The following is a 23,420-nucleotide window of genomic DNA, read 5'->3' as shown; positions in this document are numbered from 1 at the left end:
GACGCCGCCCATGTTCAGCGCCTTGCTCAATATCGTCATTCCGGTGTTCGGTGTGGTCGGGCTCGGCGCCCTCTACGGGCGATTGCGACCGGGGGCCGCGCTCGGTTACGTCAATCGGGCCAATATCGAGCTGTTTACCCCGGCGCTGGTCTTCTCCGCGCTGGTCAAGTATCCGCTGGCGGAGCATATGCCGCTGATTGCTGCGGGGGCGCTGGTTATTCTGTTACCCGGTCTGCTGCTCGCACTGCTCAAACTCAAAGGGATTGAGCGGGCAGCCCTGATCTTGCCCGCCATGTTCCGAAATACCGGCAATCTCGGTATCCCCTTGATGGTGCTGGCATTCGGCGAGCAGCAACTGGGGGCCATTGTGATCCTTTTTGTGCTCTCCAATCTGCTGCACTTCTCGGTCGGTATGTTTATCCTCTCGGCCAATACCTCCCGCTGGCTGTGGCTGCGCAGCCCTGTGCTGTGGTCCGCGCTGGCCGGTTTGCTGGTGGCTAACCTGCACATTACGCTGCCGGAATATGTGGTGACCACGGCCTCGCTGCTTGGCCAGATCTCGGTGCCCCTGATGCTCTTTGCGCTGGGTATTCGCCTGATGGAGGGGGAGCTCGATCACCTTGGCCTCGCGCTCAAGTGCAACCTGCTCTATCTGCTGGCGGGGGGATTGTCGCTGCTGCTGGCGATCTGGCTGTTGCCGCTCAAGACGGAGTGGATCCCGCTGTTGATGTTGTCGGTTTCCTTGCCCCCTGCGGTCTTGAATTACATGCTCTGCGAACAGTATCACTGCCAGCCGGACAAGGTGGCCAGTATCGTGCTCGGCGGCAATGCCCTCTCTGTGCTGGTGATCCCGCTAGCGGTCTGGCTGGCACTTCATCTGCCTGGCTAAGTCAGATTGCATCGCTGCGGCTCTTCTCGTGGAAACGGTTCGTACCGCATCATTGCCTCGTGATACATCTGTCGTCCCCCTATCCAACCCTGAGCCCCGGGCCTAACGGCGACAGCTATAGTTGAAAAGAGCTGACTGACACTGTTTAACCAATGCCAGTGAGGGAAACCGGATGGGCACAAGTGAGCAATCTGATCCTGTGGGGCAGGCCAAATCGCGCTATGACCCGGCATTGCCTACCGGTTATGACTGGCGCAGACACCGCCGTTTTATCCTCAGTGGCGGTGGTTACAAGGCAGAATGTCGCCGTCGCAACTGGTTTCTGGAGTTGCTCAACCCGGTGCCCTATGTAGTAGTGCGCGACATAGCCATCGGCGGCATCGGCATCCTGGGGGCCATAAGGTTGAAAGAGGGGGATGAGCTGGTGATTGCCATTCCCTCTGGCGAGATGCTGCGAGGTCTGGTCGTGAGATCCCAGCCAGACCCACTCTTTCCCAAACTCTATCGCACCGGTATTCGTCTGCATCGTTATCCGACGGCCGAGCTGTTTGCCCGCTGGCAAAGTTACATTCAGCCGCAAGATAAAGCGGATTTCGACCATGAGTGCCAAGTCCTGAAACAGGTACGCGGCGCGTGAACCAAATGCCATATCAGAGGTTGTTTTCCCCACATTCAGCATGATCCATCGATGGCGTCCGCAGATCAGCAGGCTTGGCTGACCCAAGTGGTTTATCTTGCTGTATGTGTTTTCATCTTTATGTTTTTATTGAATTTTATCTGTACCTCTGAAGTCGCGGAGGATGCTGATCATTTTCCCTTTTCGTGATCCCCCCCGAAGTAGTTCCCCCTGATATCCCTTAGTATCTGGCCAGCATGACTCCCTTTAGGGGGAGGATAACAAGAACAAAAAGGAATGATGGATGAGATCCGTGAGCAACCAGTGTCTATTGATGCAGATCCAGCCGACCATCTTGCGCTTTGCCAAGATGCTGGCGAGTGTGCTGCAGCTTGAGGTCGAGATTGTGGATGCCGATATGGTTCGGGTGGCTGGCACCGGGCCCTATGGCAAGTTCTTCGGACGTCAGCTGGAGGGGGATTCCCGCCTGCTGCGCTATGTGATTGATAACCAGCGGGAGAAGATCGTTACCCACACCAGCGATGATCCCGTGTGTGACGGCTGTACCTGCAAGGAGAGCTGTCGTGAGCGCGCCTTCCTCGGGGTGCCCATCATGGTGGACGAGCGCTGTATCGGGGTGATCAGTCTGGTAGCCTTCAGCGACGAGCAGCAGGCGCGCCTCAACAACAATCTGCAAGATGTGTGTGACTATGTGCGCCACATCTCTACCATCTTTGTGGCCAAGTTGCTCGATTCGCGCGGGTTGTCGGACGGGGTCAACAAGGTGTTCCTCAATCTGATGACCAACATGGATCAGGGCTGCCTGCTGCTCGATGAGAAGAGCCAACTGCTCTACGCCAACGAGGCGGCGCTCCATCATCTGGGTTGCCAGCAGGCACAACTGCAGGGGCGCGAAGTGGGGATCCGCCCGCTCACCTTCTCCCAACAGGGGCTGAGCGGTCATCTTCAGCACATCATCACCTTTGAAGGACGTCAGGAGCTGATCATCGGCCAGCTGCACCATGTGCAGGGCCAGCAGCTTTTTCTGATGGCGTTTCATCAGTCCCACTCCGGTCTGGTTCAGGAGCCGGATCCGGATGTGCGGATCGATCAGCTGATCGGCGAGAGCAAGCCGATGCGCACCCTCAAACGACTGCTGCATCGCATCGCCCTGAGTCCCTCCAGCGTGCTGATTTGCGGCGAGAGCGGCACCGGTAAAGAGGTGGTGGCCCGCGCCGTCCATCGCCTGAGTCCGCGACAGGATAAGCCTTTCATCGCCATCAACTGTGCCGCCATTCCCGAACAACTGCTGGAGAGCGAGCTGTTTGGCTATGTGAAGGGCTCCTTTACCGGCGCTTCCAGCGGTGGCAAGCAGGGCCTGATTCAGGCGGCCCATCAGGGCACCCTGTTCCTTGACGAAATTGGCGACATGCCGCTTACCATGCAGGCCAAGCTGCTACGGGTGCTGGAGCTGCGGGAGGTGACCCCCATCGGAGCCAGCCGACCGGTGCCGGTGGATATTCGCATCATCGCCGCCACTCACCAGCATCTCGATCAATACATCGCCGAAGGGAAGTTTCGTGAAGATCTCTACTATCGCATCAACGTCATCCCCCTCAACCTGCCGCCGCTGCGGGAGCGGGAAGGGGACGTGGAGCTGCTGACCCACTACTTCCTCAACCTGCACACCAGCCGCATTGGCATCGTCTATCCCGGTTTGGCGCCCGAGGTGATGGCGTTGCTCAAGGGGTATCGCTGGCCGGGCAACGTGCGCGAGCTCAGCAACCTCATCGAATATCTGGTCAACGTCAGCCAGGCGGGCGAGGTGATTGACGCCAGCCTGCTGCCCCCCAACATCATCCGCAATCAGGAGCCCCATCGCGTGGCGGCCCAGTCGATCCCGGTGACCAATCTGGATGCGGCGTTCAATGTACCTGCTACCGCTCCGCTCGCCGCCACGCCGGAGAAGCTGCCTGAACCCGTTCCGGGTGAGAGCGGCCTTGAGAGCATGGAGAAACAGATGATAGAAGAGACCCTGCAGCGGCTCGGCAACAAGAAACTGGCCGCACAGGCGCTGGGGATTGGGATTGCCACCCTCTATCGCAAGATAAAGAAGTACGAGATTGCCGTGCAGAGCTGAGGCGCTGGCGGCATCGATCTGGCCCGTGTCGTTTATCGGATGACACGGGTTTTTTATGGGAACAAGGCTTTGCGCCATTGCCGAACAGTGCTGAACGGATTGGCGGGGAAGGGGGGCGGACAGAATGCAAAAAGCCCGCTCGACGAGCGGGCTTTTTTAATCTGGTGCGTCCTAGTGGATTCGAACCACCGACCCCCACCATGTCAAGGTGATGCTCTAACCAGCTGAGCTAAGGACGCAGGGTGCGCAATGCGACTTTTATTTCTTTATGCAGAAGTGGTGGGTTTAATTGGATTCGAACCAACGACCCCTACCATGTCAAGGTAGTGCTCTAACCAACTGAGCTATAAACCCACATCTGGAATATCTGCAAAGTTTTGAAACTGAATGGTGCGTCCTAGTGGATTCGAACCACCGACCCCCACCATGTCAAGGTGATGCTCTAACCAGCTGAGCTAAGGACGCATAATCAGTATTCTGTAATGGTGCGTCCTAGTGGATTCGAACCACCGACCCCCACCATGTCAAGGTGGTGCTCTAACCAGCTGAGCTAAGGACGCATCACAGAAAAAGTGGTGGGTTTAATTGGATTCGAACCAACGACCCCTACCATGTCAAGGTAGTGCTCTAACCAACTGAGCTATAAACCCACTTTCTCTTACTTCACTACGCCAGCGCTGCTGACGTGGTCGGCATACTACCCATGCCCCCCAAGGCTGTCAACAGGCCATATGCACAAAGGAGACTGTTTGCCCAGTTCTTGCGCAGCCTGTTGATTTTGCAGGCGAGTTGTCGCTCGCCAAGCCCTGTTACTGAGATCGCGACAGGGTGGTGCAGGCTTCCGGAGTGGCAAAACGGCCGTAGATATAGCGCAATCTCGCCCCCAGCATCAGGGCCGCACTGGTGAGGCCGACGATAAAGCCGATCCAGAAGCCCTGCGGCCCCATCCGCGGCACCAGCCAGTCGGTCAGACCCAGGATCATGCCGGTGGGCAGCCCCAGTCCCCAGTAGGCGACGATGGTGACGTAGAAGATCGCCTGGGTATCCTTGTAACCGCGTAGTGCGGCGGCCGCGATCACCTGTACCGAGTCGGAGATCTGATAGATGGCGGCGAAGAACAGCAAAATGGCCGCCAGGACGATCACCTGCTGATCATCGGTATAGATGGAGGCGATCTGTTCGCGCAGCAGCACCGTCATGGCGGCAGTAGCAGCGGCGATGGCCATCCCCAGCATCAAACCGGTGCGAGCCGCTACCCGGGCATGATGGGGCTGCCCTTCACCTATGCTGTGGCCGACCCGGATGGTGACACCCACCCCGATGGAGAGGGGTAGCATAAAGACCAGGCTGGAGAAGTTCAGCGCAATCTGGTGGCTCGCCACCGTTTCAGCGCCGAAGGGGGCCAGCATCAGGGCTACCACGGTAAACAGGGTCACCTCGCAGAAGATCGCCATGGCGATGGGGAAGCCCAAGCGAAACAGGCGCCAGATCCTGCTGCCGTTGGGGCGAGCCAGCTGGGAGAAAAGCCGGATCTCGGTGAAGTGACGGGAGAGCTTCACATAGAGGATCATCGCCAGCAGCATGGCCCACAGCACGATGGCCGTGGCCACGCCACAACCCACCCCGCCTAGTTTCGGCATGCCGAAGTGGCCGTGAATGAAGATGTAGTTGGCGGGAATATTGACCGCCAGCCCGACAAAGCCGATCACCATGGTAGGCATGGTGTGGGAGAGCCCCTCACTGAAGTTGCGCAGCACCTGGAACAGCACGAACGCGGGAAGACCCCACAGGATGGCATGCAGATAGCCCGTGGTCTTGGCGGCCATCACAGGTTCCACATCCATGAACTGCAACGCCAGCGGGCTGTAATAAAGCGCAATCATCGCCAGCGGGGTGACGATCAGTGCCAGCCAGAAGCCCTGATGAACGGCCGGGCGAATGGCTTCGCGTTTACGGGCACCATTGAGCTGGGAGACGATGGGGGTGAGCGCCATGATGATCCCCTGCACCAGCAGGATCACCGGTAGCCAGAAGCTGGAGGCCACCGACACGGCGGCCAGATCGACCGCACTCACCTGTCCCGCCATCACGGTATCGACGAAGTTCATGGCGACCTGGGCCACCTGGGCGACCAGAATGGGGCTGGCTAGACGGACGAGCTGCTTCGCCTCGGACCAATAACGTTGCACTGACACCTCCGAGTGGATCAGATAAGAGTAAAAAAGAGCGGAAATCGGGAAGAGCCTTTGCACTTTCGGACGAAAGTGCAAAGGGTGGGGGAGGCATTCTAGCCTGAAATTCAGCCAGGACGAAATAGTTGCCGCCCCGAGGGGCAGGATCAGGCGTCTTCGTGATCGCTGATCAGCAGGTTGGCAGCGGCATAGGCAGCCTGCTCGCGCAGCTCGGCGGGCACCCGCTCATCGGCGGCGACCGCGTTGAGGGCGCGGATAGTAGCGGCGATGGCGTTTGGCACATAGCCCTGATCGCCGGAGCCAATCTGGTTATAGGCGATGCGGATCGCTTCACAACATTGATATACCTGCATTTCTTTTTCCTTGTTTACCCGGATGTGAACGGCGTCACTATAGCGATCGGGCGCAAGCTTGTCAGCCTGTACCCTTGTCTCACCCTCTGCCCGAGGTTAACCTGCCCTTTTTGCCGTAGCAGGAGACGAGAGATGTTCACTGGCATAGTGCAGGGGACCGCCGAACTGGTGGCCATCGAGGAGCAACCCAACTTCCGTACCCATGTGATCCGCATGCCAAGCCCGGCGTGGGGGGAAGGGCTGGCCCTCGGCGCCTCGGTGGCTCACAACGGCTGCTGTTTGACCGTCACCCGGGTCGAGGGGGATCTGGTCAGCTTCGATCTGATGCAGGAGACCCTGCGCCTCACCAACCTAGGCTTGTTGCAGGTGGGGAACAAGGTCAATGTGGAGCGGGCTGCCCGCTTTGGCGACGAGATCGGCGGTCATGCCATGTCTGGCCATATCATCGGCATGGCGGAGGTTACCTCGGTGATCGATACACCCAACAACCGTCAGGTGTGGTATCGCCTCGCCCCCGAGCTGATGAAATATGTGCTGACCAAGGGGTATATCGGCATCGACGGCATCAGCCTGACCATCGGTGAGGTGCGTGAGCGGGAGTTCTGCGTTCACCTGATCCCCGAGACCCTGGCTCGCACCAACCTGGGTTGGGTCAAGGCGGGTTGGCAGACCAATATCGAGATCGATCCCCAGACCCAGGCCATCGTCGATACCGTGGAGCGGGTGCTGGCGGCGCGCGGGGGTCACTGAAAGGAAACGGCTCGGTTTCAATCGCCTCATAAGCAAGAGCCTGCAGTGTGCAGGCCCTTGTTATTTACATGGTGAAAATATCCACTCAACTTTCCATTACTCGCAGTCACAACATCTGCTCAACTCTTTGCGACTTGCAGGCAAAACAGCTGCTCGGCCTTTTGTGACTCGCAATCAAAACAGTTGCTCGTCGTCTGCATCCACAAACAACTGCAAACAGTCGCGGGCTTCGTCGCGGTGAAGCCGCAGGTGGATCGGATTGCAACAGGCCATGCAATCTTCGTAAAACTCCTGATCACCCTGGCTGGCATCCAGCTCGACCCGGGTATGGTGGCCGCAGTGGGGGCAGACGATGCGCTTGCTGGTGTACTCGATCATGATAACCTCCTCGGGCCCTGGGGCCGCCTATCTACCCTGATTCTAGTCGGGCTGCAGGGGGTTAACCGCGAGCAAACGCACGTTTATGACAGAGATCAAGCCTGAGGGATGGCAAGGTGCAACCGGTTGGACTGGTCGTGTGCGAGAGGAACAATCTGGTTGTGAATGACGAGTGAAAAGAGGAGGGATTGCCAACGGTTTTGTCTGGCAATAACAGGGGGCTGAAGCCCCCTGCGGGTATGAGGACGCGAGCGCAACAAGGCGCCGATAGGCGCTACTTGACCCAGCTGGCCAACATGTCGGCATTGAGTTCGGCCAGCGAGCTTAGCTGGTAGTTGGCGATGGCCAAACGTGGGTCACCCACTAAAGCCGGATCCGGCACGATCAGCGCGGTCATGGAGGCCGCCTTGGCTGCCAGCAGACCGGTAAAGCTATCTTCGATGGCCAGACAGTGTACCGGTTCCACCCCCAGCTTTTCGGCGGCGTGGATGTAGACATCCGGGTGCGGTTTGCCGAAACGCTCTACTTCAGCGGAGTGAACCGCCATAAAGCGATCGCGAATGCCGAGTTTGCCGAGCACCGCTTCTACCATCGCAAAGGGGGAAGAGGTGGCCAGACCCACTTTCAGGCCGCGGGCTTCGATAAGGTCGAGCGCCTCCAGCACACCGGCTTTGGCCTGACCTTCGGAGAGGATCAGGGCGTTGACCCGATCCAGAATGCGCTGTACTACCTCTTCCTGAGTTGGGCCGCTCCACGGGCGCAGGCGATACCAGTGGGCGACCAGCTGATCGATGCGCACGCCGATGGTCGATTCACAATCCTCGACGGTGTGGGGGTGACCCAGTTCGGAGAAAACGGCGATCTGGGCCCGTTGCCAAAAGGGTTCCGAGTCAATCAGAACACCATCCATATCGAAGATCACGGCAGCTAACATCTTGTACTCCTGACAAATTTGAAGAGGGGATTATAAGCCTGACGGGGAAATGCAAAAGGGGCATTGCCATGCCCCTTGCGCCCGATCACATCGGCAAACGTTTGTTTTGCTGTGGCAAAAAAGCCCTTAGAACAGTACTTCGACCTTGGCGGCCACGGCTTTGGCTTTTTCCACCGCATCCTGGCAATCCGCTGCGCGGGCCAGCGCCACGCCAAGACGGCGACGACCGGCGATCTCCGGCTTGCCAAACAGCCGCAGCTGGGCGCCCGGCACCAGCGCCAATGCCTCACCAATTCCCTGATAGCGGATGTCCGGGCTGTGCCCTTCGCGCAGTACCACGGCGGAAGCGCTCGGCCCATACTGGGTGATGGTGCCGACCGGCAGCCCCAGAATGGCGCGCACGTGCAGGGCGAACTCGGAGAGATCCTGCGAGATCAGGGTCACCATGCCGGTATCGTGAGGACGCGGCGAGACTTCGCTGAACCACAGCTCATCCCCCTTGATGAAGAGTTCGACCCCGAATAGGCCGTAACCACCGAGGGCCTCGACCACCTTGGCCGCCACGGCTTTGGAGCGGGCCAGCGCCAGTTCACTCATCGCCTGTGGCTGCCAGGATTCGCGGTAGTCGCCATCTTCCTGACGGTGGCCGATAGGGTCGCAGAAGTGAATGCCATCGACGGCGCGTACCGTGAGCAGGGTGATTTCGTACTCGAAGGGAACGAAGCCCTCGACGATCACCTTGCCACGGCCGGCGCGGCCACCCTCCTGGGCGTAGGTCCAGCTCTCATCGATCTTGGCGAGATCGCGCAGTACGCTCTGTCCCTTGCCGGACGAGCTCATCACAGGTTTCACCACGCAGGGCAGGCCGATAGCCTCGACGGCGGCGACAAACTCCTCTTTGCTTTGGGCAAAGCGGTAGGGTGAGGTGGGCAGACCCAGGGTCTCGGCGGCGAGGCGGCGGATCCCTTCCCGGTTCATGGTGAGCTGGGTAGCGCGGGCGTTGGGCACTACCTTGACCCCTTCTTGCTCAAGGGCAGCCAGGGTATCGGTGGCAATCGCTTCAATCTCGGGGATGATGAGGTCGGGTTTAACCTCGGCAACCAGGGCACGCAGGGCGTTGCCATCGAGCATATCCAGCACGTGGGCTGCGTGGGCCACCTGCATGGCGGGGGCATTGGGGTAGCGGTCGGCGGCGATCACTTCGATCCCGAAGCGTTGCAACTCGATGGCGACCTCCTTGCCAAGTTCGCCGGAGCCCAGCAGCAGGGCACGGGTGGCGCCGGGGCGGGTTGCGGTTCCAAACATACGATCTCTCCTGATGTCGATGGTCATTGTTGATGATCGCTATCGCACGAATAGCGGACAAAAAAAGAGGCACGCATGGCGTACCTCAGGAAACGGGTTTGTGAGCGCGCTGCTCCAGATGGGTCAGCAAGGTAATGGCGCCAATGATGATGGCGGCGCCAAGCCACAGACGGCCGGGGGGCGCCCAGCCAAATACCAGCCAGCCCGCCAGCACGTTCATCGGCAGCTTGGCAAAATCGAAAGGTTGTACGAAGGAGGCCTCCGCCACGCTGTAAGCGCGGGCGATGGACATCTGGGCCAGTGCCGTCAGCACGCCGGAGGCGGCTACCAGCAGCCACTGGCTCTCGCTTGGCCACTGCCACTCCGGCAGGGCCAGCATGACGTTGAACGGGGTACTGAAAATAAGCAGATACACCACTATGGTGTGGGATGATTCGTTGGCCGCCTGATAGCGCACCATCAGGGAGTAGCCGGCCCAGAACAGCGCCGCTGCCACCGGCAGCAGGGAGGCCCAGTTGAATTCGTCAGTCCAGGGGGCGAGGATCAGCATGGCGCCGGCAAAGCCCGCCAGGGTGGCCAGAATGCGGGCGTGGCTCACCTGCTCCTTGAGCAGCAGGGCGGAGCCCAGGGTGGCAAACAGCGGTGAGGTCATCAGCAGGGCGATCCCCTGCCAGATGGGGACGGGGTACGCCAGTGCCCAGAGCCAGAGCTGGATGCCGATCACTGCCAACAATACCCGCAACAGGTGCAACCGGAACTGATTGGTCATCAGGGATTGGCGCAGGCCATGACGAACTAGCCAGGGCAGCAGGCAGATCAGGGCGATCAGGTATTGATGGAAAGCGACCTGGGTCGATGGGAGGCCGAGTTTGAAGCTGACATACTGGCTTAGGCTGTTGACGGCGGCGAAGCAGAGTCCTGCCACCATCATCCAGACTGCACCGGCCAAAGGAGAGTGCCTGCGCGAGGGTATCATGGGATCCTGGTCGCTGGAAAAAGTGCGGCGGATCATAACGGCAATCGTTTGTTCTGCCAAGGGTTGAAGCACGGCCGCAGGGCTGGCTGGCGAGGAAGTGGCCTTTCATCAAAAAATTTGAACAAGTTGAGCATCTATTTTCGCTATCAGCAAATAAGCACAATGTTTAGAGTGACCTCTATCGACAGCGCAGCTGTTCAACCGACAACCAAATGGAGTTTCACCATGGCCAATATCCTCGTACTCAAATCCAGCATCCTGGGTCAATATTCCCAATCCAACGCCCTGATCGACGGCTTCCTGGCTGATCATCAGGATGATGCCGTCACCGTGCGTGATTTGGCTGCCCTCAACCTGCCGGTGCTGGATGGCGAGCTGGCCTCCGGCCTGCGCGGTGGTGACAACCTCAATGAGCGTCAACTGGCGGTGATCGCCCAGTCCGACGAGCTGATCGCCGAACTCAAAGCGAGCGACTTGGTGGTGATTGCGGCCCCCATGTACAACTTCAACATCCCGACCCAGCTGAAGAACTGGATCGATCTGGTTGCCCGTGCCGGCGTCACCTTCCGCTATACCGAGACCGGTCCGGTCGGTCTGGTTGAAAATACCCGTGCGCTGGTGATCAGCCCTCGCGGCGGCATGCACGTTGGTCGCGTCACCGATCTGGTCACTCCCTACATGCGTACCGTGCTAGGTTTCATCGGTATCAAAGAGGTGGATTTCATCTACGCCGAAGGGATGGGGATGGGCCCGGATGCCCAGAGCAAGGGGATGGAAGCGGCTAAAGCGCAGCTTGAGGCTCTGGCTATTTAAGGGCTCTCTATCCCGTCAGGGGTTATCTCTTCAAGGGGTTGCCCCACCAGATACAAGAACGCAGCCATCAGGCTGCGTTTGTTTTTTGGCTCGATATGATTGTGACAGACGTTGCTGCTACAGAGAGTATCGCGGCAAGCGGTCGGTATGGACGCTCTGGCGGAGTCACTACTCCATCATAAAGCGGCGACAACCGCGCACCAGCAGCAGTGCCACCGCGACCAGCAGGCCAAGCAAGAGGGTGGTCAGCCACTGTTCGGTACTTTGCGGCAAGTGGGGCGTGAAGAGGCTGATCATCAACAGGGTGCAGAGCGTGATCAACAGGCTCTGTCGGGTCATCAGTATCATGGGGTCATCCTTGGTTTGCTCACCTGAAACGATTTTAATGCCCTCTTGTGACAGGGTGATGTATCCGTGCATCACCCTGTTGGGGCTCTTCAGACCATATCAGGTTTTTACCGCAGAGCCAGCGCCATCACTGGCGCTGTGATCCCGATCCCGCTAGCTCTCTTTATCTGAACTGTTTCTGCGCCGGCTGGTAGTGAAAATCGCCGCTGGCGAGCCGCGCTTCCAGTGCTGCTTGATCGATCTCCTGCGCCTTGCAGAGATCATCCAGGTCGTCATAGTGATCACGCAGCTGCATATTGACGACGCTCAACAGCATGTTGATATCCATGGTGGCGAACTTTTTCAAATCCATGATTATTTCTCCCGATCCAGTGATTGCAGCTGCTCGATGGCGGCGCTGACGCTGTGCAGATGCTGGCGGATCGCCTCGCGGGATTCGCTCGGCAGATAGTCGGTCAGGGTATGTTGCCAGCTGCCAGCTTCGCTCTTGAGCTGCAGGAAGAGTGCCTGGCCGGCATTGGTGAGGGAGACCAGGCTGATGCGTTTGTCCTGCTCGCTGCTCTCGGTGAAGATGATCCCTTTTTCGACCAGACGGCGGATCTCGCGGGAGATGCGCACCTTGTCCATGCCGCTCGCCTCGACCAGCTCTTTCTGGCTGATGGGGTAGTTGGGGCCGAGCACCATCATCAGGCGCCATTGCGGCACGGTCAGCTGGTAACGCTGTTCATAAAACTGTTCGAAGGTATCCCGTAGCATCTCGGCGGCATGTACCAACTGATAGGGCGGGTAGTGAGCGAGTAACGCTATGATTTTTGACATATTACACCCTGCTGTGACGGCTGCATCAGATGCAGTTTCTTTTGATACTTTGACATTGATGATACGAAACTCAAGCTGATTTGTCTGACCCGGTTGCGATGAAATGTGCGGTGGCGCACGCCCTCAAGGAAAAACCGGGTCTGACCGACGGGATTTTAAGCCAACGCTGTTCAGCCTTTACGCAACCAGATGAGGGCGTTCTGCTTGAGCCAAGCCTCGCGAGTGTGGATGGCGTAGAGCGCCGCCTCGTCACGGCTGCCCGCTTGCCAGCTTTGCGGCTCCTGTTTGGGCAGCTTGCGCTGACCCAGCAGGCAGGCAGGAATGTGCGGGTTGGCCTCGATGGCGACCAGCAGATGGGGCTTGGCTGCCTCGGCACCCTCGGTGGCAAAGACCATCAGCGCCTTGTTGTATAGCAACCAGCTGGAAGCTTCATCAAAGCGCACCAGCAGGGCGGCCAGCGCCTGCCAATCCCCTTGCAGTGCATAGAGAGTGGAGAGGTTGTAGCGGCAACCCAGCTCATCGGCCACGCAGATCGTCAGCAGATCCAGATACTCCGCTTTGGCTTCACCCAGCTTGCCAAGCCGCAACAGGCAGTCGGCGCGCCCGGCTCTGGCGGCCAGCAGGGGGCGCAGTTCGGGGGCACTCCAGCCGTGGCCAGCGATTTGCTGCCAAAAGGCTTCATCAAAGAGCGGAGTGGCATCGGCGATGATCTTCTCGAACCAGCCGAGGCGGGCCTGATGATCGCGGCAGCTGTCGGCCAGTTCGAACCAGGTCTGCCACTGTTGGGCCTGTTCGCCATTGAGGGAGACATCAGCGCTGGGAGCTGCCTGATACTGGTCGAGGTTGAGCAACTGGTTGAGGGCGGTTTTCATATTCTGGCGCTGTCGTTTGCAGAACTCGACAAAGGGGAGTTCGCTGGCGGCGGCGCTATAGAGCATCTGGGCCATCTGCTTGTCGCGAAACAGGCTCAGCTCGGCGGCCAGACTGAAGCGGTACTGGGTGGTCGGGTCGTTCAAATCCTTCGGCTTGGGCCAGGTGGCAAAGCCCTGGCTGAAACCGTAGCACCACTGACCGAGGGGATGGCTCTGCTCGAACACCTGCTCCGGGTTATCGCTGGGCAGGCGGCATTGGCTCGGCAGTGCCAGCTGGGCGTCGTCGGCCTGGGCTTCCAGCTCGGCGATCAGATGGTTGAGGGCTTCTGCGCTTTTTTCATCCAACTCGGCATCCTGTTCCAGCAATCCAGCCAGCGGGCGTTGCCAGTCAGGGGTCTCTGGCCCTACCAGACGGGCACAGAGAAAACCGTGCAGGGCCGGGTAGGTCATGTCTTGCTGGCTGTGGCTCTGGATCCATTGATTAAGATGGCGGGTACGAGTGGATGGGTTCATCGACAGTTCCTCTGGATTTGAACAGCCGCGAAGTCTATCTAAAAGTGGGGTTATTTGCAGCAAATGGCCGCCTGTTTGGCGATTTAATCACCATTGGCGGATAAGATAAGGGCGAAATGGCGGCCAGTGGTGGCTTGGGGACTAGGCCGGATCACCGCTCTTGAGGTAACATGCGCGCCCATAGGGGCCATGATCAATTGGCCCATCCGGGTAATGAGAAAAGAGAGCACCATGATACAGATTGGCAAGATGAACACCCTCACCGTTGTTGAACTCGAAGATCGCGGCGCCTGGCTTGCGGCCGATGAGTACGGTGAACTGCTGCTGCCCAAGCGTCAACTGCCGGAAGGGGTGAAAGAGGGGGATAGCGTGCAGGTCTTCCTCTATCTGGATGCCGATTGCGAGCCGGTGATCACCACCGACAAGCCGTTTGCCATGGTGGACGAATTTGCCGGTCTGAAAGTGGTCAATGCCAACAAGATTGGTGCTTTCCTCGACTGGGGCATGAAAAAGGATCTGTTTGTGCCCAGCCGCGAGCAGAACAAGCCGATGCAGGTGGGCCACGTCTATCTGGTGCGTCTGCAACTGGATAACGAAGGACGCATGGTCGGCACCAGCCGCATCGAGCGTTTCCTGACACCGGCCGGCAGCAACTTCAAGGTCGGTGACGAAGTGACCGCGCTGCCGGGGGAGCATTCTCCTCTAGGTATCAAGGTGATCGTCAACGGTCAGTATCCCGGCATGCTGTTCAAGAACGAAGTGTTTGGCCGAGTGATGACCGGTCGGCCGCAAACCGCCTGGGTCAAGCAGGTGCGCGAAGATGGCAAGCTCGATCTGACCCTGCAAAAGCCGGGTCTGGCGCGGGTCGATGATGCCGGTGAGCGCATTCTGAGCCGGATGAAAAAGCAGGGCGGCAGTCTGGCGGTGGGTGACAAGAGCGAACCCGAGCTCATCTACAAGCTGTTCAGCATGAGCAAGGGCACCTTCAAGAAGGCGATCGGCGGCCTCTACAAGCAGGGCAAGATTGTCATCGAAGATAACGCCATTACCCTGACCGACGCCGGTGCCGCGCAGGTACAAGCAGGTGAGCAGGCGCAGGATAGCGAATAAGATGCCGAGCCCCTGTGTTGGCCTCTGCAAGGCGAAAGACGGGCTTTGCCTTGGTTGTGGCCGCACCCTGAGCGAGATCGGCCACTGGTCGGCGATGGATAGCAAGGCCCAGCTGGCGGTGATGGCCGAGCTGAATGGCTCGAAAAGTACTCACCTCTGTCCGGGTTGTGGCGAACCGGCCTATTGCGCCGTCTCTGCCGGTCAGACCATTGCGCAGTGCTGGTGCAGTCAGTTGCCGGTTCTGCCAATGCAGGAGGCCAGTGCTTGCTGGTGCCGCCGCTGTCTGGCCAAGGCTATCGCGGCGCAGGATTAGCAGAGAACAGAAATAAAAGAGCATAGAAACAAGAAAGGCGCCGATGGCGCCTTTCTTATGCCTGCTGCTGGCGATGCCAGCGCACATGCACTTGATCTTCGGTCAGCAGACGGGGCAGCAGGAAGGTGGCGAAGATCACCTCAAACTCATCCTGATGATCCAGCAAACCGACCCACACTTCGACCCAGCGTTCCATATCGACCGGCTCACCCAGCTCGGTCGACCAGTCGGCATTGGGCAGTGTCGCCTCCACGGCGCCACGCTGCTCAAACTCCAGGGTGATGTCGACTATTTGTTCGGGGGCCAGCATATCGGCGGCCTGCTCAAGAAACTGATCATAGGCCCATTCGACCAGCTGATCCGGGGTACGCTGTTCCATGAAATCACTCCAGATACATCAAGGTTCGCTACTGTAACAATTATTGGCTGTGGCGGCCAGACCAGTGCGCCTGGGACGCCTGGCCTGTCCAAGTTGCCCTTGGGGGAGTATGGTTAAGGCGCGGATCAGCTGGCAGGGAGTGAGGGGATGAAACAGCGGGGACGGCGGCAACAGATCAAGCGACGGCGCGAGGCCTGGTGGTGGCACTATCTGCCGCTTCACCGCGAAACGGTAGGCGGCCATTTGGGCCCACCGGAGAAACCCGATGAGCCCTGAGGATCAGTCGGCCTGATGCACCCGATTGAGGGTGATCTGGCCAAGTTGCCCCATCTGACGGCGGATCCAGACCGAGCGCTTCTGCACATAGGGTGAAGGGGGCTTGACCCGATAGCGCCACGGGTTGGGCAGGGCGGCGGCCAGCAGGGATGACTCGTAGCGGGTCAAGCGGCTGGCCGGTTTGCCAAAGTAGGTGCGGGCCGCGGCTTCGGCGCCATAGATGCCGGGGCCGAACTCCACGATATTGAGATAGACCTCGAGAATGCGGGCCTTGTCCCAACCCAGCTCCATCAGCAGGGTAAACCAGGCCTCCAGCCCCTTGCGTAGGAAGCTGCGATCACTCCACATAAAGAGGTTCTTGGCGGTCTGCTGGCTGAGGGTGCTGGCACCGCGCACCCGTTCGCTGTGCTGGTTGTGCTTGAGTGCGGCGTTGATGGCATCCATGTCAAAGCCGTTGTGATCGGCAAAGCGCTGATCCTCGGCGGCGATCACCGCCAGTTGCAGCTCCTTGGAGATGGACGCCAGATCTACCCATTGATGGCGTACTTGGGTGATCTTGGCGGGCGGAAAGAGGGCCCGCTCGATACGCCAGCTCCACATCGGCGGATCGATAAAACGCAGCAAGGCGACCGAGCCGACCGAGCAGAGCAGCCCGGCCAGCGCGATCTTGCCTGCCCACCTCAACACCCGGCGCCCAAGGGATGCAGATGGGCGCACGGGGGCCACGGCAGCAGGGGCTGACTCCCACTGATAGTGGCTGGGATCATCGGGATCCGGAATTATTGGGGCAGCCATTCGATGTGGCAGAACTTCTCGTCAACACGGCGGGAGAGCAGCATGCGGGCAAACAGGTGCTCATACTCTTGTTCTTCATTGCCAAGGCCTACCCAGATCTCGGCATAGTCGGTGTCGCTCACCGCAAAACCCACGTCCGCTTCCCAGTCATCGGCCGGGTCGGTTTCGGCCAGCAGGCCGCGGTCGTTGAACTCCTGATTGAAACGGGCGATCTCCTGCTCCGGCAGGTTGTCAGAGGCCAGCTCCATAAAGAGTTCGAGGGCGGTATCGAGCAGTTCCTCGACGCTGTGCATTTCGTCATTCATAGACATAAGCGGTCTGTTCCAGAAAAGAGAAAAAGGTACCAGCACAGACACTGTCTGCGGGGCGGCGCTATTCTAGCTGTCGGCAGACCCCTTGGCGAGATGAGGCGAGCCGCTGTGACCTGTTTTTGTGCCAATAAAAAACCGGATCCTGCCAGGGGATCCGGTTTCATTGGGGGAAGGGGTCACGCATAGGGCGTCAGCTCATCCCTTCTTGTTGTCATCGGCGAAGGTGATGTTGAGCTCCAGCACTGACAGCTCATCACTCTTCTGATCCAGTTGAACGGTTATCTTCTCCGGATCAATGTTGACGTATTTGCGGATCACATCGAGGATATCCTGCTTGAGCTGGGGCAGGTAATCCGGCCCCCCTCTGGATGAACGCTCGTGAGCAACGATGATCTGCAACCGCTCTTTGGCCAGTTGTGCGGTGTTCTGTTTCTTGTTGGAACGAAAATAATCCAATAATGACATGTTTAACTCCCGAACAGTCGGCTAAAGAAGCCCTTCTTCTCTTCTTCCAGAAAACGAAATTCCTTGGTGTCACCGAGCAAACGGGAAACCGCATCGTCATAGGCCTGACCGGCATCGGACTCCTTGTCCAGAATGACCGGTTCGCCGGAGTTGGAGGCGCGCAGCACTGCCTGGGACTCAGGGATCACCCCGAGCAGCGGAATGGCCAGGATCTCCTGCACATCCTGCACGCTCAGCATGTCGCCACGGTTGACCCGGGTCGGGCAGTAGCGGGTCAGCAGCAGGTGCTCCTTGATGGGGTCTTCGCCACGCTCGGCACGGCGGGATTTGGAGGCCAGGATGCCGAGGATGCGGTCGGAGTCACGTACGGAAGAGACTTCCGGGTTGGTGGTGACGATCGCTTCGTCGGCAAAATAGAGCGCCATCAGCGCGCCCGCCTCGATCCCGGCCGGGGAGTCGCAGACAATGTAGTCAAACTTCATTTCGGCCAGCTGATCCAGCACCTTCTCGACACCCTCTTTGGTCAGGGCATCTTTATCCCGGGTCTGGGAGGCGGGCAGGATAAACAGGTTCTCGCAACGTTTGTCCTTGATGAGCGCCTGATTGAGGTTGGCTTCACCGTTGATGACGTTGACGAAGTCATACACCACGCGTCGCTCACAACCCATAATGAGGTCCAGATTTCGCAGACCGATGTCAAAATCGATGACCACTGTTTTGTGGCCACGCTGGGCTAAACCGGTACTCAGGGCTGCGCTGGTTGTGGTCTTGCCAACGCCACCTTTACCCGATGTAACGACTATGATTCGCGCCATTCTCGCTTCCTTGTAACTCTATTTGATACGGTCTATACGGAGTTGTTCATTATCCAGCCGGATATGAACCGGTTGCTGGATCAGGCCTGCCGGCAACGCATCGCTCAGCTGGAAGGTGCCCGCGATGGAGAGCAGTTCGGCCTGTAATTGCTGGCAATAGATCCGGGCTTGGGTGTTGCCCTTGGCGCCGGCTATGGCTCTGCCACGCAGGGTGCCATAAATATGAATGCTGTCATCGGCGAGCACTTCGGCCCCCGGACTGACGGACCCCAGCACTACCAACGAGGTGCCGGCGGCATAAATCTGCTGGCCGGAGCGTACTGGCCCCACATGTACCTTGCTCGGAATCAAGGGGGCGGGTTCGGGCTCACGAACTACCTCAGGGGCGGCTGGCGCGGGGGCTGGCTCGGGTTCCGGTTCGCTCTTGCGACTCTTGCCCGAGGCCATCACGGCCAATCCCACCGCCTTGGCGGCTGTCTTCATCTCTTCGCTGCGCGCACCCGTGATGCCGACCAGCACAAATTCTTCGGACTCCACCAGCTCCTTGAGCTGTTCGAAATCGGGAATATGTTCCAGTCGGGAAACATTGATCACCAGCGGCGCACAATTAAAAAAGTAGGGGGCCTGGGCCACTTTTTCGGCCAACAACTGACGTATCCGCTCAGGCTCGCCATCGCTGATATGCAACACAGAAATAGTGAAGGTGGTCCCTTTCAATTCGTTATCGCGCTCAACCATGAATCTTCCCCGAGGCAGAGATGCTAATCCGTTATTGTTATTCAATTCCTGATGTTATAGTTTGCCCCCATCAGAGGCAATAAACTCGTCGGATTATATCAATTTCCATGTTGTGTGCAGTCTATAAAAGTCGCAAAAAAGCCGAGACCTACCTTTTTGTTGAAAAAAGAGAGGATTTCTCCCGCGTTCCCGAGCCATTGCTGAGCGCATTCGGGCGTCCCGAGCTGGTGCTGATGACCAAGCTGGATCCGGCCAAGCCCTTGGGGCTGGCTGATGTTGGCAAGGTGATGGCCGCGCTGACCAACCAGGGGTTCTACCTGCAGGTGCCGCCGCCCCCCGAGAATTTGCTGGAGCAGCACAAGGCCAGCCTGAAAAAACCATCCTGAATATCCAGCCCCGTGGTGTGTTCTGCCCAGCGGGGCTAATTCTTTGTGACTCTGCATGACGCATTCCGGCCCCGGAGAGGTAGCTTGCGATAATCCCGTGACAGGATCTGGCCAAATTAAACCCTCCCTTTGGTGATATTCACTTTTCGCTGTTTAAATAGAAAGTCAATCTACTCCCAACACCATATCCTCAACCTTTGCTGGCGCTCACAAAAATAGCGAGTGGCGCGTACTCATACCCTCCATTTGAACGACTATTGGCCCATTCATCGATTATTTTCAGCCCCTTCTTTGGGCGCTTTTTTGGCCTCCACTGCTCGATGCGTTTTACATCAAATAGGGCGTAAAGAGGGTGGTGATAACTGTACTAAAACCAGTTTGCGCGATGCGCTGTGGCCAAAATGATGAGCTAACCCCCTGTTTGTGTACTTGATTGTTTGCCCTGATCACGAAAGTGCCACATAGGAGGCAATCAATGTGGCGGCGTGATAATCCGCAGGGGGAGTGGTAACCGCGTCTTGCCAAACAAGGGTATGACCAAAGGGGGATATTGAGATGAGGGGCCATCTCGATATCGATTAGTTGTGAAATCGTGGCTGGGGCAAGATAGCAGGTACAGGTTTCATGTAGGGGCGTAATGTCTCTCTCAATGCATTGAGAAGAGTTAATCAAGGTATGTAATTAGAGAGGTATGCAGACAAGGCAATCCGCATTGCGGTGGCGTAGAAGGGGTATATCAGCGACGCCCTACAGTGAAATGGTCGGTATGCCGGTATCAGTACCCAGCATCCCATTCGGGCAATAAAAAAGGCGGGATATCCCGCCTTTGTTCAAATGAGGGTCGCAACCCCTATTTATTCGCAGGCAACCTGCATCACTTTGATGGCCAGACCGCCACGGGAGGTTTCACGGTACTTGGAGTCCATGTCCTTGCCGGTGATGTACATGGTCTCGATCACCTTGTCCAGGGAGACGCGCGGCTTGGAGGTACGACGCAGGGCCATACGGGAGGCGTTGACCGCTTTCATGGCTGCGATGGCGTTACGTTCGATGCAAGGCACCTGTACCTGACCGGCAACCGGATCACAGGTCAGACCCAGGTTGTGTTCCATGCCGATCTCGGCAGCTTCGCAGACGTGCTCCGGGCTACCGCCCATCAGCTCGGTCAGACCTGCAGCGGCCATGGAGCAGGAGACACCCACTTCACCCTGACAGCCCACTTCGGCGCCGGAGATGGAGGCGTTCATCTTGTAGAGGATGCCGACGGCACCGGCAGCCAGATAGAAACGGGTGTACTCGTCGCGGCCAACCGGCTGGATGAACTTGTCGTAGTAAGCCAGTACGGCCGGGATGATACCGGCAGCGCCGTTGGTCGGTGCAGTGACCACGCGGCCACCGGCAGCGTTCTCTTCACTCACGGCCAGAGCGAACATGTTGACCCAGTCAACGATGTTCATCGGATCGCTTGAGAGGTTCTCGTTGGTGTTGAGCTGACGGTAGAGCGGCGCGGCACGACGGGGTACGCGCAGCGGGCCGGAGAGCACGCCTTCGGTACGGCAGCCGCGCTCGATACCTTCGCGCATGGTGTTCCAGATCTTGCCGAACTTCTTGTAGATCTCTTCCGGAGTGTTGAAGCACTTCTCGTTTTCCATCATCAGGGCAGAGATGGAGAGACCGGTCTGGCTGCAATGGGCAACCAGCTCGGCGGCGCTCTTGAACGGATAGCGTACGGACATGTCGCCGCTGTCAGCCTTGCCGAAGTTCTCTTCGTCAACGATGAAGCCACCACCGATGGAGTAGTAGGTCTTGCTGTAGACCACTTCATCTTCGATCAGGGCGGTCAGCTTCATGCCATTTTCGTGCAGCGGCAGGGCTTCGTCGTGGAATACCATGGCGTCACGCGGGAAGCTGACGGTGTGGCAGTGCAGGCCGATCGGCAGGCGCTCGGTCTGCTCAACACGAGAGATAAACTCGGGGATGGCATCGATATCAACATTTTCCGGCAGGTTGCCAGCCAGGCCCATGATGATGGCAGTGTCGGTATGGTGGCCTTTGCCAGTCCAGGAGAGGGAGCCGTAGACATCGACATTGATCCGGGTTACATCGCGGATCTTGCCGCCCGCGCGCAGCTCGTCAACAAACTGTTTGGCCGCTTTCATCGGGCCAACAGTGTGGGAAGAAGAGGGGCCTACACCGATTTTGAAGATATCAAAAACGCTGATCATGTCACTATTACCTCAGGGTAGAAGGGGGCGGCATGCCCACTCACAGAAATTTGGGAGATCCATGGAACGCGCTTGTCAGCGCAGGTCACAGAACCAGATAACCGTAGTGTAACGGCTCCAGACCTAAAAAAAGTTGAAATAGATCTATTTTTGTTGAATCTGAGGCGCGAGTATAAAATTTATTTTTGTGCTTATCCATTTTGTTAAGCGTTTGCCCATAAAAATACCCGGCGATGCCGGGCATTTCGGAACCAAATGGAGTCATTTGCCGTTTTTTAACATTCGGTAATGTTAACGGCGAGGCCGCCACGGGCCGTCTCCTTGTATTTGGTCTTCATGTCGTTGCCAGTCTCCCACATGGTCTTGATCACCTTGTCGAGCGACACCTTGTGCTCGCCGGTGCCGCGCAGGGCGAGGCGGGCGGCATTGATCGCCTTGACCGCCCCCATGGCGTTGCGTTCGATGCAGGGTACCTGCACCAGTCCGCCTATGGGATCGCAGGTGAGGCCGAGATTGTGCTCCATGCCTATTTCGGCGGCGTTCTCCACCATGGCCGGGCTGCCACCCAGCAGTTCGGTCAGTGCGCCAGCCGCCATGGAACAGGCAACCCCAACCTCACCCTGACAGCCCACTTCGGCCCCGGAGAGGGAGGCGTTCTTCTTATATAAGATGCCGATGGCAGCCGCGGTGAGGAAGTAGCGGATCAGCGTCTCGTCATCCACCTTGTGCACGAAGCGATCGTAGTAGTGCAGCACGGCGGGGATGATGCCCGCAGCGCCATTGGTGGGGGCGGTGACCACCCGGCCACCGGCGGCGTTCTCCTCGTTGACCGCCAGCGCAAAGAGATCGACCCACTCCATCACCATCAGCGGATCCTTGTTGAAGTTGGTCTCGCAGCTTAGCTGGCGGAACAGCCCCGGGGCGCGGCGCCGAACCTTGAGGCCGCCCGGCAGCACCCCTTCGCTCTTGCAGCCACGCTCGACGCAGCCCTGCATCGCCTGCCAGATCTTGCGCAGCCCCGCTTTTATCTGCTCATCGCTGCGAAATACCCGCTCATTGGCGAGGATAAGCCCCGAGATGGAGAGTCCGCTCTCCTGACAGTGGGCCAGTAGCTGGGCGCCGCTGTCGAACGGGTAGGGGACAGGGTGCTCGGCATCGGACTTGGCGGCCTCCTCCTTGGCGGTGGCAAAGTGGCTCTCTTCAATGATGAAGCCGCCCCCGATGGAGTAGTAGGTCTGGCTGAAGCGCAGGTTTTCCTCTTTATCAAAGGCCCGCAGAGTCATGCCGTTGGTGTGGGCCGGCAGGGTCTTGCGGCGGTTGAAGATGATGGCTCCGGTGCGGGGAAAATGGCTTGGTTGTTCGCCTGCCAGCTGCAAGTTCTGCTCCTTTTCCACTCGAGCCAGAATGGCGGGAATCGCATCGATATCGACCGATTCCGGTTCAAAGCCCGACAACCCCAGAATGATCGCCTTGCCAGTGCCGTGCCCTTTGCCGGTCTGGCCCAGCGAGCCGTAACACTCCACTTCGACCCGCGTAACCTGTGGCAGATGCCCTTGCAGCTTGAGCTGCTGGACGAAGGCGTAAGAGGCACGCATGGGGCCGACGGTATGGGAAGAGGAGGGGCCAATTCCGATGGAAAACAGGTCAAACACGCTGATCATGACATCAATCCGGTGATGGTTTATGTCTGTTTATTCTAGGATTTTTGA

At 58.4% G+C, this 23,420-nt stretch carries 27 protein-coding genes and 5 tRNA genes; 9 read left to right on the top strand and 23 right to left on the bottom strand.

The window, feature by feature from the left end:
- Nucleotides 1–10: 10 nt before the first annotated feature.
- The 3 genes from G5171_RS02860 (at nt 11) to G5171_RS02850 (ending at nt 3,645) form a co-directional block, all read left to right on the top strand.
- Nucleotides 11–889 (top strand): AEC family transporter, encoded by an 879-nt coding sequence (locus G5171_RS02860; protein ID WP_421259794.1) that lies wholly within the window; start codon nt 11–13, stop codon nt 887–889.
- Nucleotides 890–1,061: 172 nt separating this feature from the next.
- On the top strand, nt 1,062–1,526 hold the full coding sequence (locus G5171_RS02855) for a hypothetical protein (protein ID WP_201973168.1): 465 nt from the start codon (nt 1,062–1,064) through the stop codon (nt 1,524–1,526).
- Nucleotides 1,527–1,809: 283 nt separating this feature from the next.
- Nucleotides 1,810–3,645 carry a sigma 54-interacting transcriptional regulator gene (locus G5171_RS02850; RefSeq protein WP_421259793.1) on the top strand — a complete coding sequence of 612 codons (1,836 nt, stop codon included), beginning with the start codon at nt 1,810–1,812 and terminating at the stop codon, nt 3,643–3,645.
- A 162-nt stretch (nt 3,646–3,807) separates the two neighbouring features.
- Here G5171_RS02850 and G5171_RS02845 read toward each other — a convergent pair.
- The 7 genes from G5171_RS02845 to G5171_RS02815 all read right to left on the bottom strand — a co-directional run bounded on the left by G5171_RS02845 (nt 3,808) and on the right by G5171_RS02815 (nt 6,190).
- A tRNA-Val gene (locus G5171_RS02845) sits at nt 3,808–3,884 on the bottom strand.
- 38 nt (nt 3,885–3,922) lie between these two features.
- A tRNA-Val gene (locus tag G5171_RS02840) sits at nt 3,923–3,999 on the bottom strand.
- A gap of 34 nt (nt 4,000–4,033) precedes the next feature.
- Nucleotides 4,034–4,110: transfer RNA gene (locus G5171_RS02835), tRNA-Val, on the bottom strand.
- 18 nt (nt 4,111–4,128) lie between these two features.
- Nucleotides 4,129–4,205, bottom strand: a tRNA-Val gene (locus G5171_RS02830).
- A 13-nt stretch (nt 4,206–4,218) separates the two neighbouring features.
- Nucleotides 4,219–4,295: transfer RNA gene (locus G5171_RS02825), tRNA-Val, on the bottom strand.
- A 159-nt stretch (nt 4,296–4,454) separates the two neighbouring features.
- Nucleotides 4,455–5,834: an MATE family efflux transporter gene (locus G5171_RS02820; protein ID WP_421250054.1), complete on the bottom strand. Its 1,380-nt coding sequence runs from the start codon at nt 5,832–5,834 to the stop codon at nt 4,455–4,457.
- Between the two features lie 149 nt (nt 5,835–5,983).
- Nucleotides 5,984–6,190: a YaeP family protein gene (locus G5171_RS02815; protein ID WP_421259792.1), complete on the bottom strand. Its 207-nt coding sequence runs from the start codon at nt 6,188–6,190 to the stop codon at nt 5,984–5,986.
- Between the two features lie 132 nt (nt 6,191–6,322).
- Here G5171_RS02815 and G5171_RS02810 point away from each other — a divergent pair, with 132 nt between their 5' ends.
- The gene (locus G5171_RS02810) at nt 6,323–6,940 is read left to right on the top strand and encodes a riboflavin synthase subunit alpha (RefSeq protein ID WP_128835639.1); all 618 of its coding nucleotides are present in this window, start codon (nt 6,323–6,325) and stop codon (nt 6,938–6,940) included.
- Between the two features lie 174 nt (nt 6,941–7,114).
- On the opposite strand, the gene G5171_RS02805 is transcribed toward G5171_RS02810, so the two are convergent.
- From G5171_RS02805 to G5171_RS02790, 4 genes are all read right to left on the bottom strand, one after another.
- A complete protein-coding gene (locus tag G5171_RS02805) occupies nt 7,115–7,318 on the bottom strand; it encodes a CPXCG motif-containing cysteine-rich protein (protein ID WP_005336871.1) in 204 nt (67 codons plus the stop codon).
- Between the two features lie 274 nt (nt 7,319–7,592).
- Entirely contained in the window at nt 7,593–8,252 is a 660-nt protein-coding gene (gene hxpB / locus G5171_RS02800; protein ID WP_047440653.1) for a hexitol phosphatase HxpB, read from the bottom strand.
- Between the two features lie 126 nt (nt 8,253–8,378).
- The gene (gene purT / locus G5171_RS02795) at nt 8,379–9,557 is read right to left on the bottom strand and encodes a formate-dependent phosphoribosylglycinamide formyltransferase (RefSeq protein ID WP_421259791.1); all 1,179 of its coding nucleotides are present in this window, start codon (nt 9,555–9,557) and stop codon (nt 8,379–8,381) included.
- 85 nt (nt 9,558–9,642) lie between these two features.
- Nucleotides 9,643–10,533 carry a DMT family transporter gene (locus tag G5171_RS02790; protein WP_164461759.1) on the bottom strand — a complete coding sequence of 297 codons (891 nt, stop codon included), beginning with the start codon at nt 10,531–10,533 and terminating at the stop codon, nt 9,643–9,645.
- 225 nt (nt 10,534–10,758) lie between these two features.
- Here G5171_RS02790 and G5171_RS02785 point away from each other — a divergent pair, with 225 nt between their 5' ends.
- Nucleotides 10,759–11,346, top strand: coding sequence for an FMN-dependent NADH-azoreductase (locus tag G5171_RS02785; RefSeq protein ID WP_421259790.1), 588 nt, complete (start codon nt 10,759–10,761; stop codon nt 11,344–11,346).
- 168 nt (nt 11,347–11,514) lie between these two features.
- Here G5171_RS02785 and G5171_RS02780 read toward each other — a convergent pair whose 3' ends face one another.
- The 4 genes from G5171_RS02780 to G5171_RS02765 all read right to left on the bottom strand — a co-directional run bounded on the left by G5171_RS02780 (nt 11,515) and on the right by G5171_RS02765 (nt 13,898).
- A complete protein-coding gene (locus G5171_RS02780; protein WP_005336860.1) occupies nt 11,515–11,694 on the bottom strand; it encodes a hypothetical protein in 180 nt (59 codons plus the stop codon).
- 163 nt (nt 11,695–11,857) lie between these two features.
- Nucleotides 11,858–12,046: a DUF4250 domain-containing protein gene (locus tag G5171_RS02775; RefSeq protein WP_204383253.1), complete on the bottom strand. Its 189-nt coding sequence runs from the start codon at nt 12,044–12,046 to the stop codon at nt 11,858–11,860.
- Between the two features lie 2 nt (nt 12,047–12,048).
- Nucleotides 12,049–12,513 (bottom strand): MarR family winged helix-turn-helix transcriptional regulator, encoded by a 465-nt coding sequence (locus G5171_RS02770; RefSeq protein ID WP_005345795.1) that lies wholly within the window; start codon nt 12,511–12,513, stop codon nt 12,049–12,051.
- Nucleotides 12,514–12,683: 170 nt separating this feature from the next.
- The gene (locus G5171_RS02765; RefSeq protein ID WP_421243529.1) at nt 12,684–13,898 is read right to left on the bottom strand and encodes a YecA family protein; all 1,215 of its coding nucleotides are present in this window, start codon (nt 13,896–13,898) and stop codon (nt 12,684–12,686) included.
- Nucleotides 13,899–14,129: 231 nt separating this feature from the next.
- Between G5171_RS02765 and G5171_RS02760 the strand changes: the two genes are divergently transcribed.
- Both G5171_RS02760 and G5171_RS02755 read left to right on the top strand, forming a co-directional pair.
- Nucleotides 14,130–15,008, top strand: coding sequence for a CvfB family protein (locus G5171_RS02760; RefSeq protein WP_005345791.1), 879 nt, complete (start codon nt 14,130–14,132; stop codon nt 15,006–15,008).
- A 1-nt stretch (nt 15,009) separates the two neighbouring features.
- Entirely contained in the window at nt 15,010–15,321 is a 312-nt protein-coding gene (locus G5171_RS02755; RefSeq protein WP_005345788.1) for a DUF1289 domain-containing protein, read from the top strand.
- Nucleotides 15,322–15,376: 55 nt separating this feature from the next.
- Here G5171_RS02755 and G5171_RS02750 read toward each other — a convergent pair whose 3' ends face one another.
- Complete coding sequence (locus tag G5171_RS02750; protein WP_005336851.1) at nt 15,377–15,700, bottom strand: HI1450 family dsDNA-mimic protein; 324 nt, start codon at nt 15,698–15,700, stop codon at nt 15,377–15,379.
- Nucleotides 15,701–15,847: 147 nt separating this feature from the next.
- Between G5171_RS02750 and G5171_RS02745 the strand changes: the two genes are divergently transcribed.
- Nucleotides 15,848–15,976, top strand: a complete 129-nt coding sequence (locus G5171_RS02745) for a hypothetical protein (RefSeq protein WP_019445852.1) — start codon at nt 15,848–15,850, stop codon at nt 15,974–15,976.
- Nucleotides 15,977–15,979: 3 nt separating this feature from the next.
- Here the strand turns inward: G5171_RS02745 and mtgA are convergent, their stop codons facing one another.
- From mtgA to minC, 5 genes are all read right to left on the bottom strand, one after another.
- Nucleotides 15,980–16,771, bottom strand: a complete 792-nt coding sequence (mtgA, locus tag G5171_RS02740; protein WP_228023760.1) for a monofunctional biosynthetic peptidoglycan transglycosylase — start codon at nt 16,769–16,771, stop codon at nt 15,980–15,982.
- Nucleotides 16,756–17,082, bottom strand: a complete 327-nt coding sequence (locus tag G5171_RS02735) for an HI1450 family dsDNA-mimic protein (RefSeq protein ID WP_005352317.1) — start codon at nt 17,080–17,082, stop codon at nt 16,756–16,758. Before G5171_RS02735 ends, mtgA begins: the two co-directional genes overlap by 16 nt.
- A gap of 195 nt (nt 17,083–17,277) precedes the next feature.
- Nucleotides 17,278–17,547, bottom strand: coding sequence for a cell division topological specificity factor MinE (gene minE / locus G5171_RS02730; protein WP_005345779.1), 270 nt, complete (start codon nt 17,545–17,547; stop codon nt 17,278–17,280).
- 2 nt (nt 17,548–17,549) lie between these two features.
- Nucleotides 17,550–18,362, bottom strand: a complete 813-nt coding sequence (minD, locus tag G5171_RS02725) for a septum site-determining protein MinD (RefSeq protein WP_005345776.1) — start codon at nt 18,360–18,362, stop codon at nt 17,550–17,552.
- 18 nt (nt 18,363–18,380) lie between these two features.
- Nucleotides 18,381–19,100, bottom strand: coding sequence for a septum site-determining protein MinC (gene minC / locus G5171_RS02720; RefSeq protein ID WP_106843635.1), 720 nt, complete (start codon nt 19,098–19,100; stop codon nt 18,381–18,383).
- 107 nt (nt 19,101–19,207) lie between these two features.
- On the opposite strand from minC, the gene G5171_RS02715 reads away from it, so the two are divergent.
- Nucleotides 19,208–19,486 (top strand): YcgL domain-containing protein, encoded by a 279-nt coding sequence (locus G5171_RS02715; protein WP_005360946.1) that lies wholly within the window; start codon nt 19,208–19,210, stop codon nt 19,484–19,486.
- A gap of 854 nt (nt 19,487–20,340) precedes the next feature.
- Here G5171_RS02715 and G5171_RS02710 read toward each other — a convergent pair.
- Both G5171_RS02710 and G5171_RS02705 read right to left on the bottom strand, forming a co-directional pair.
- Nucleotides 20,341–21,711, bottom strand: coding sequence for an L-serine ammonia-lyase (locus G5171_RS02710; protein ID WP_005336844.1), 1,371 nt, complete (start codon nt 21,709–21,711; stop codon nt 20,341–20,343).
- 275 nt (nt 21,712–21,986) lie between these two features.
- Complete coding sequence (locus tag G5171_RS02705) at nt 21,987–23,372, bottom strand: L-serine ammonia-lyase (protein WP_113740008.1); 1,386 nt, start codon at nt 23,370–23,372, stop codon at nt 21,987–21,989.
- Nucleotides 23,373–23,420: the final 48 nt, after the last annotated feature.

The sequence above is a fragment of the Aeromonas sp. 600774 genome (assembly GCF_049175075.1).
GTDB lineage: Bacteria > Pseudomonadota > Gammaproteobacteria > Enterobacterales > Aeromonadaceae > Aeromonas > Aeromonas veronii_A.
Note: the sequence above shows the minus strand (reverse complement) of the source record. Positions and strands in the feature narration are given on the sequence as shown.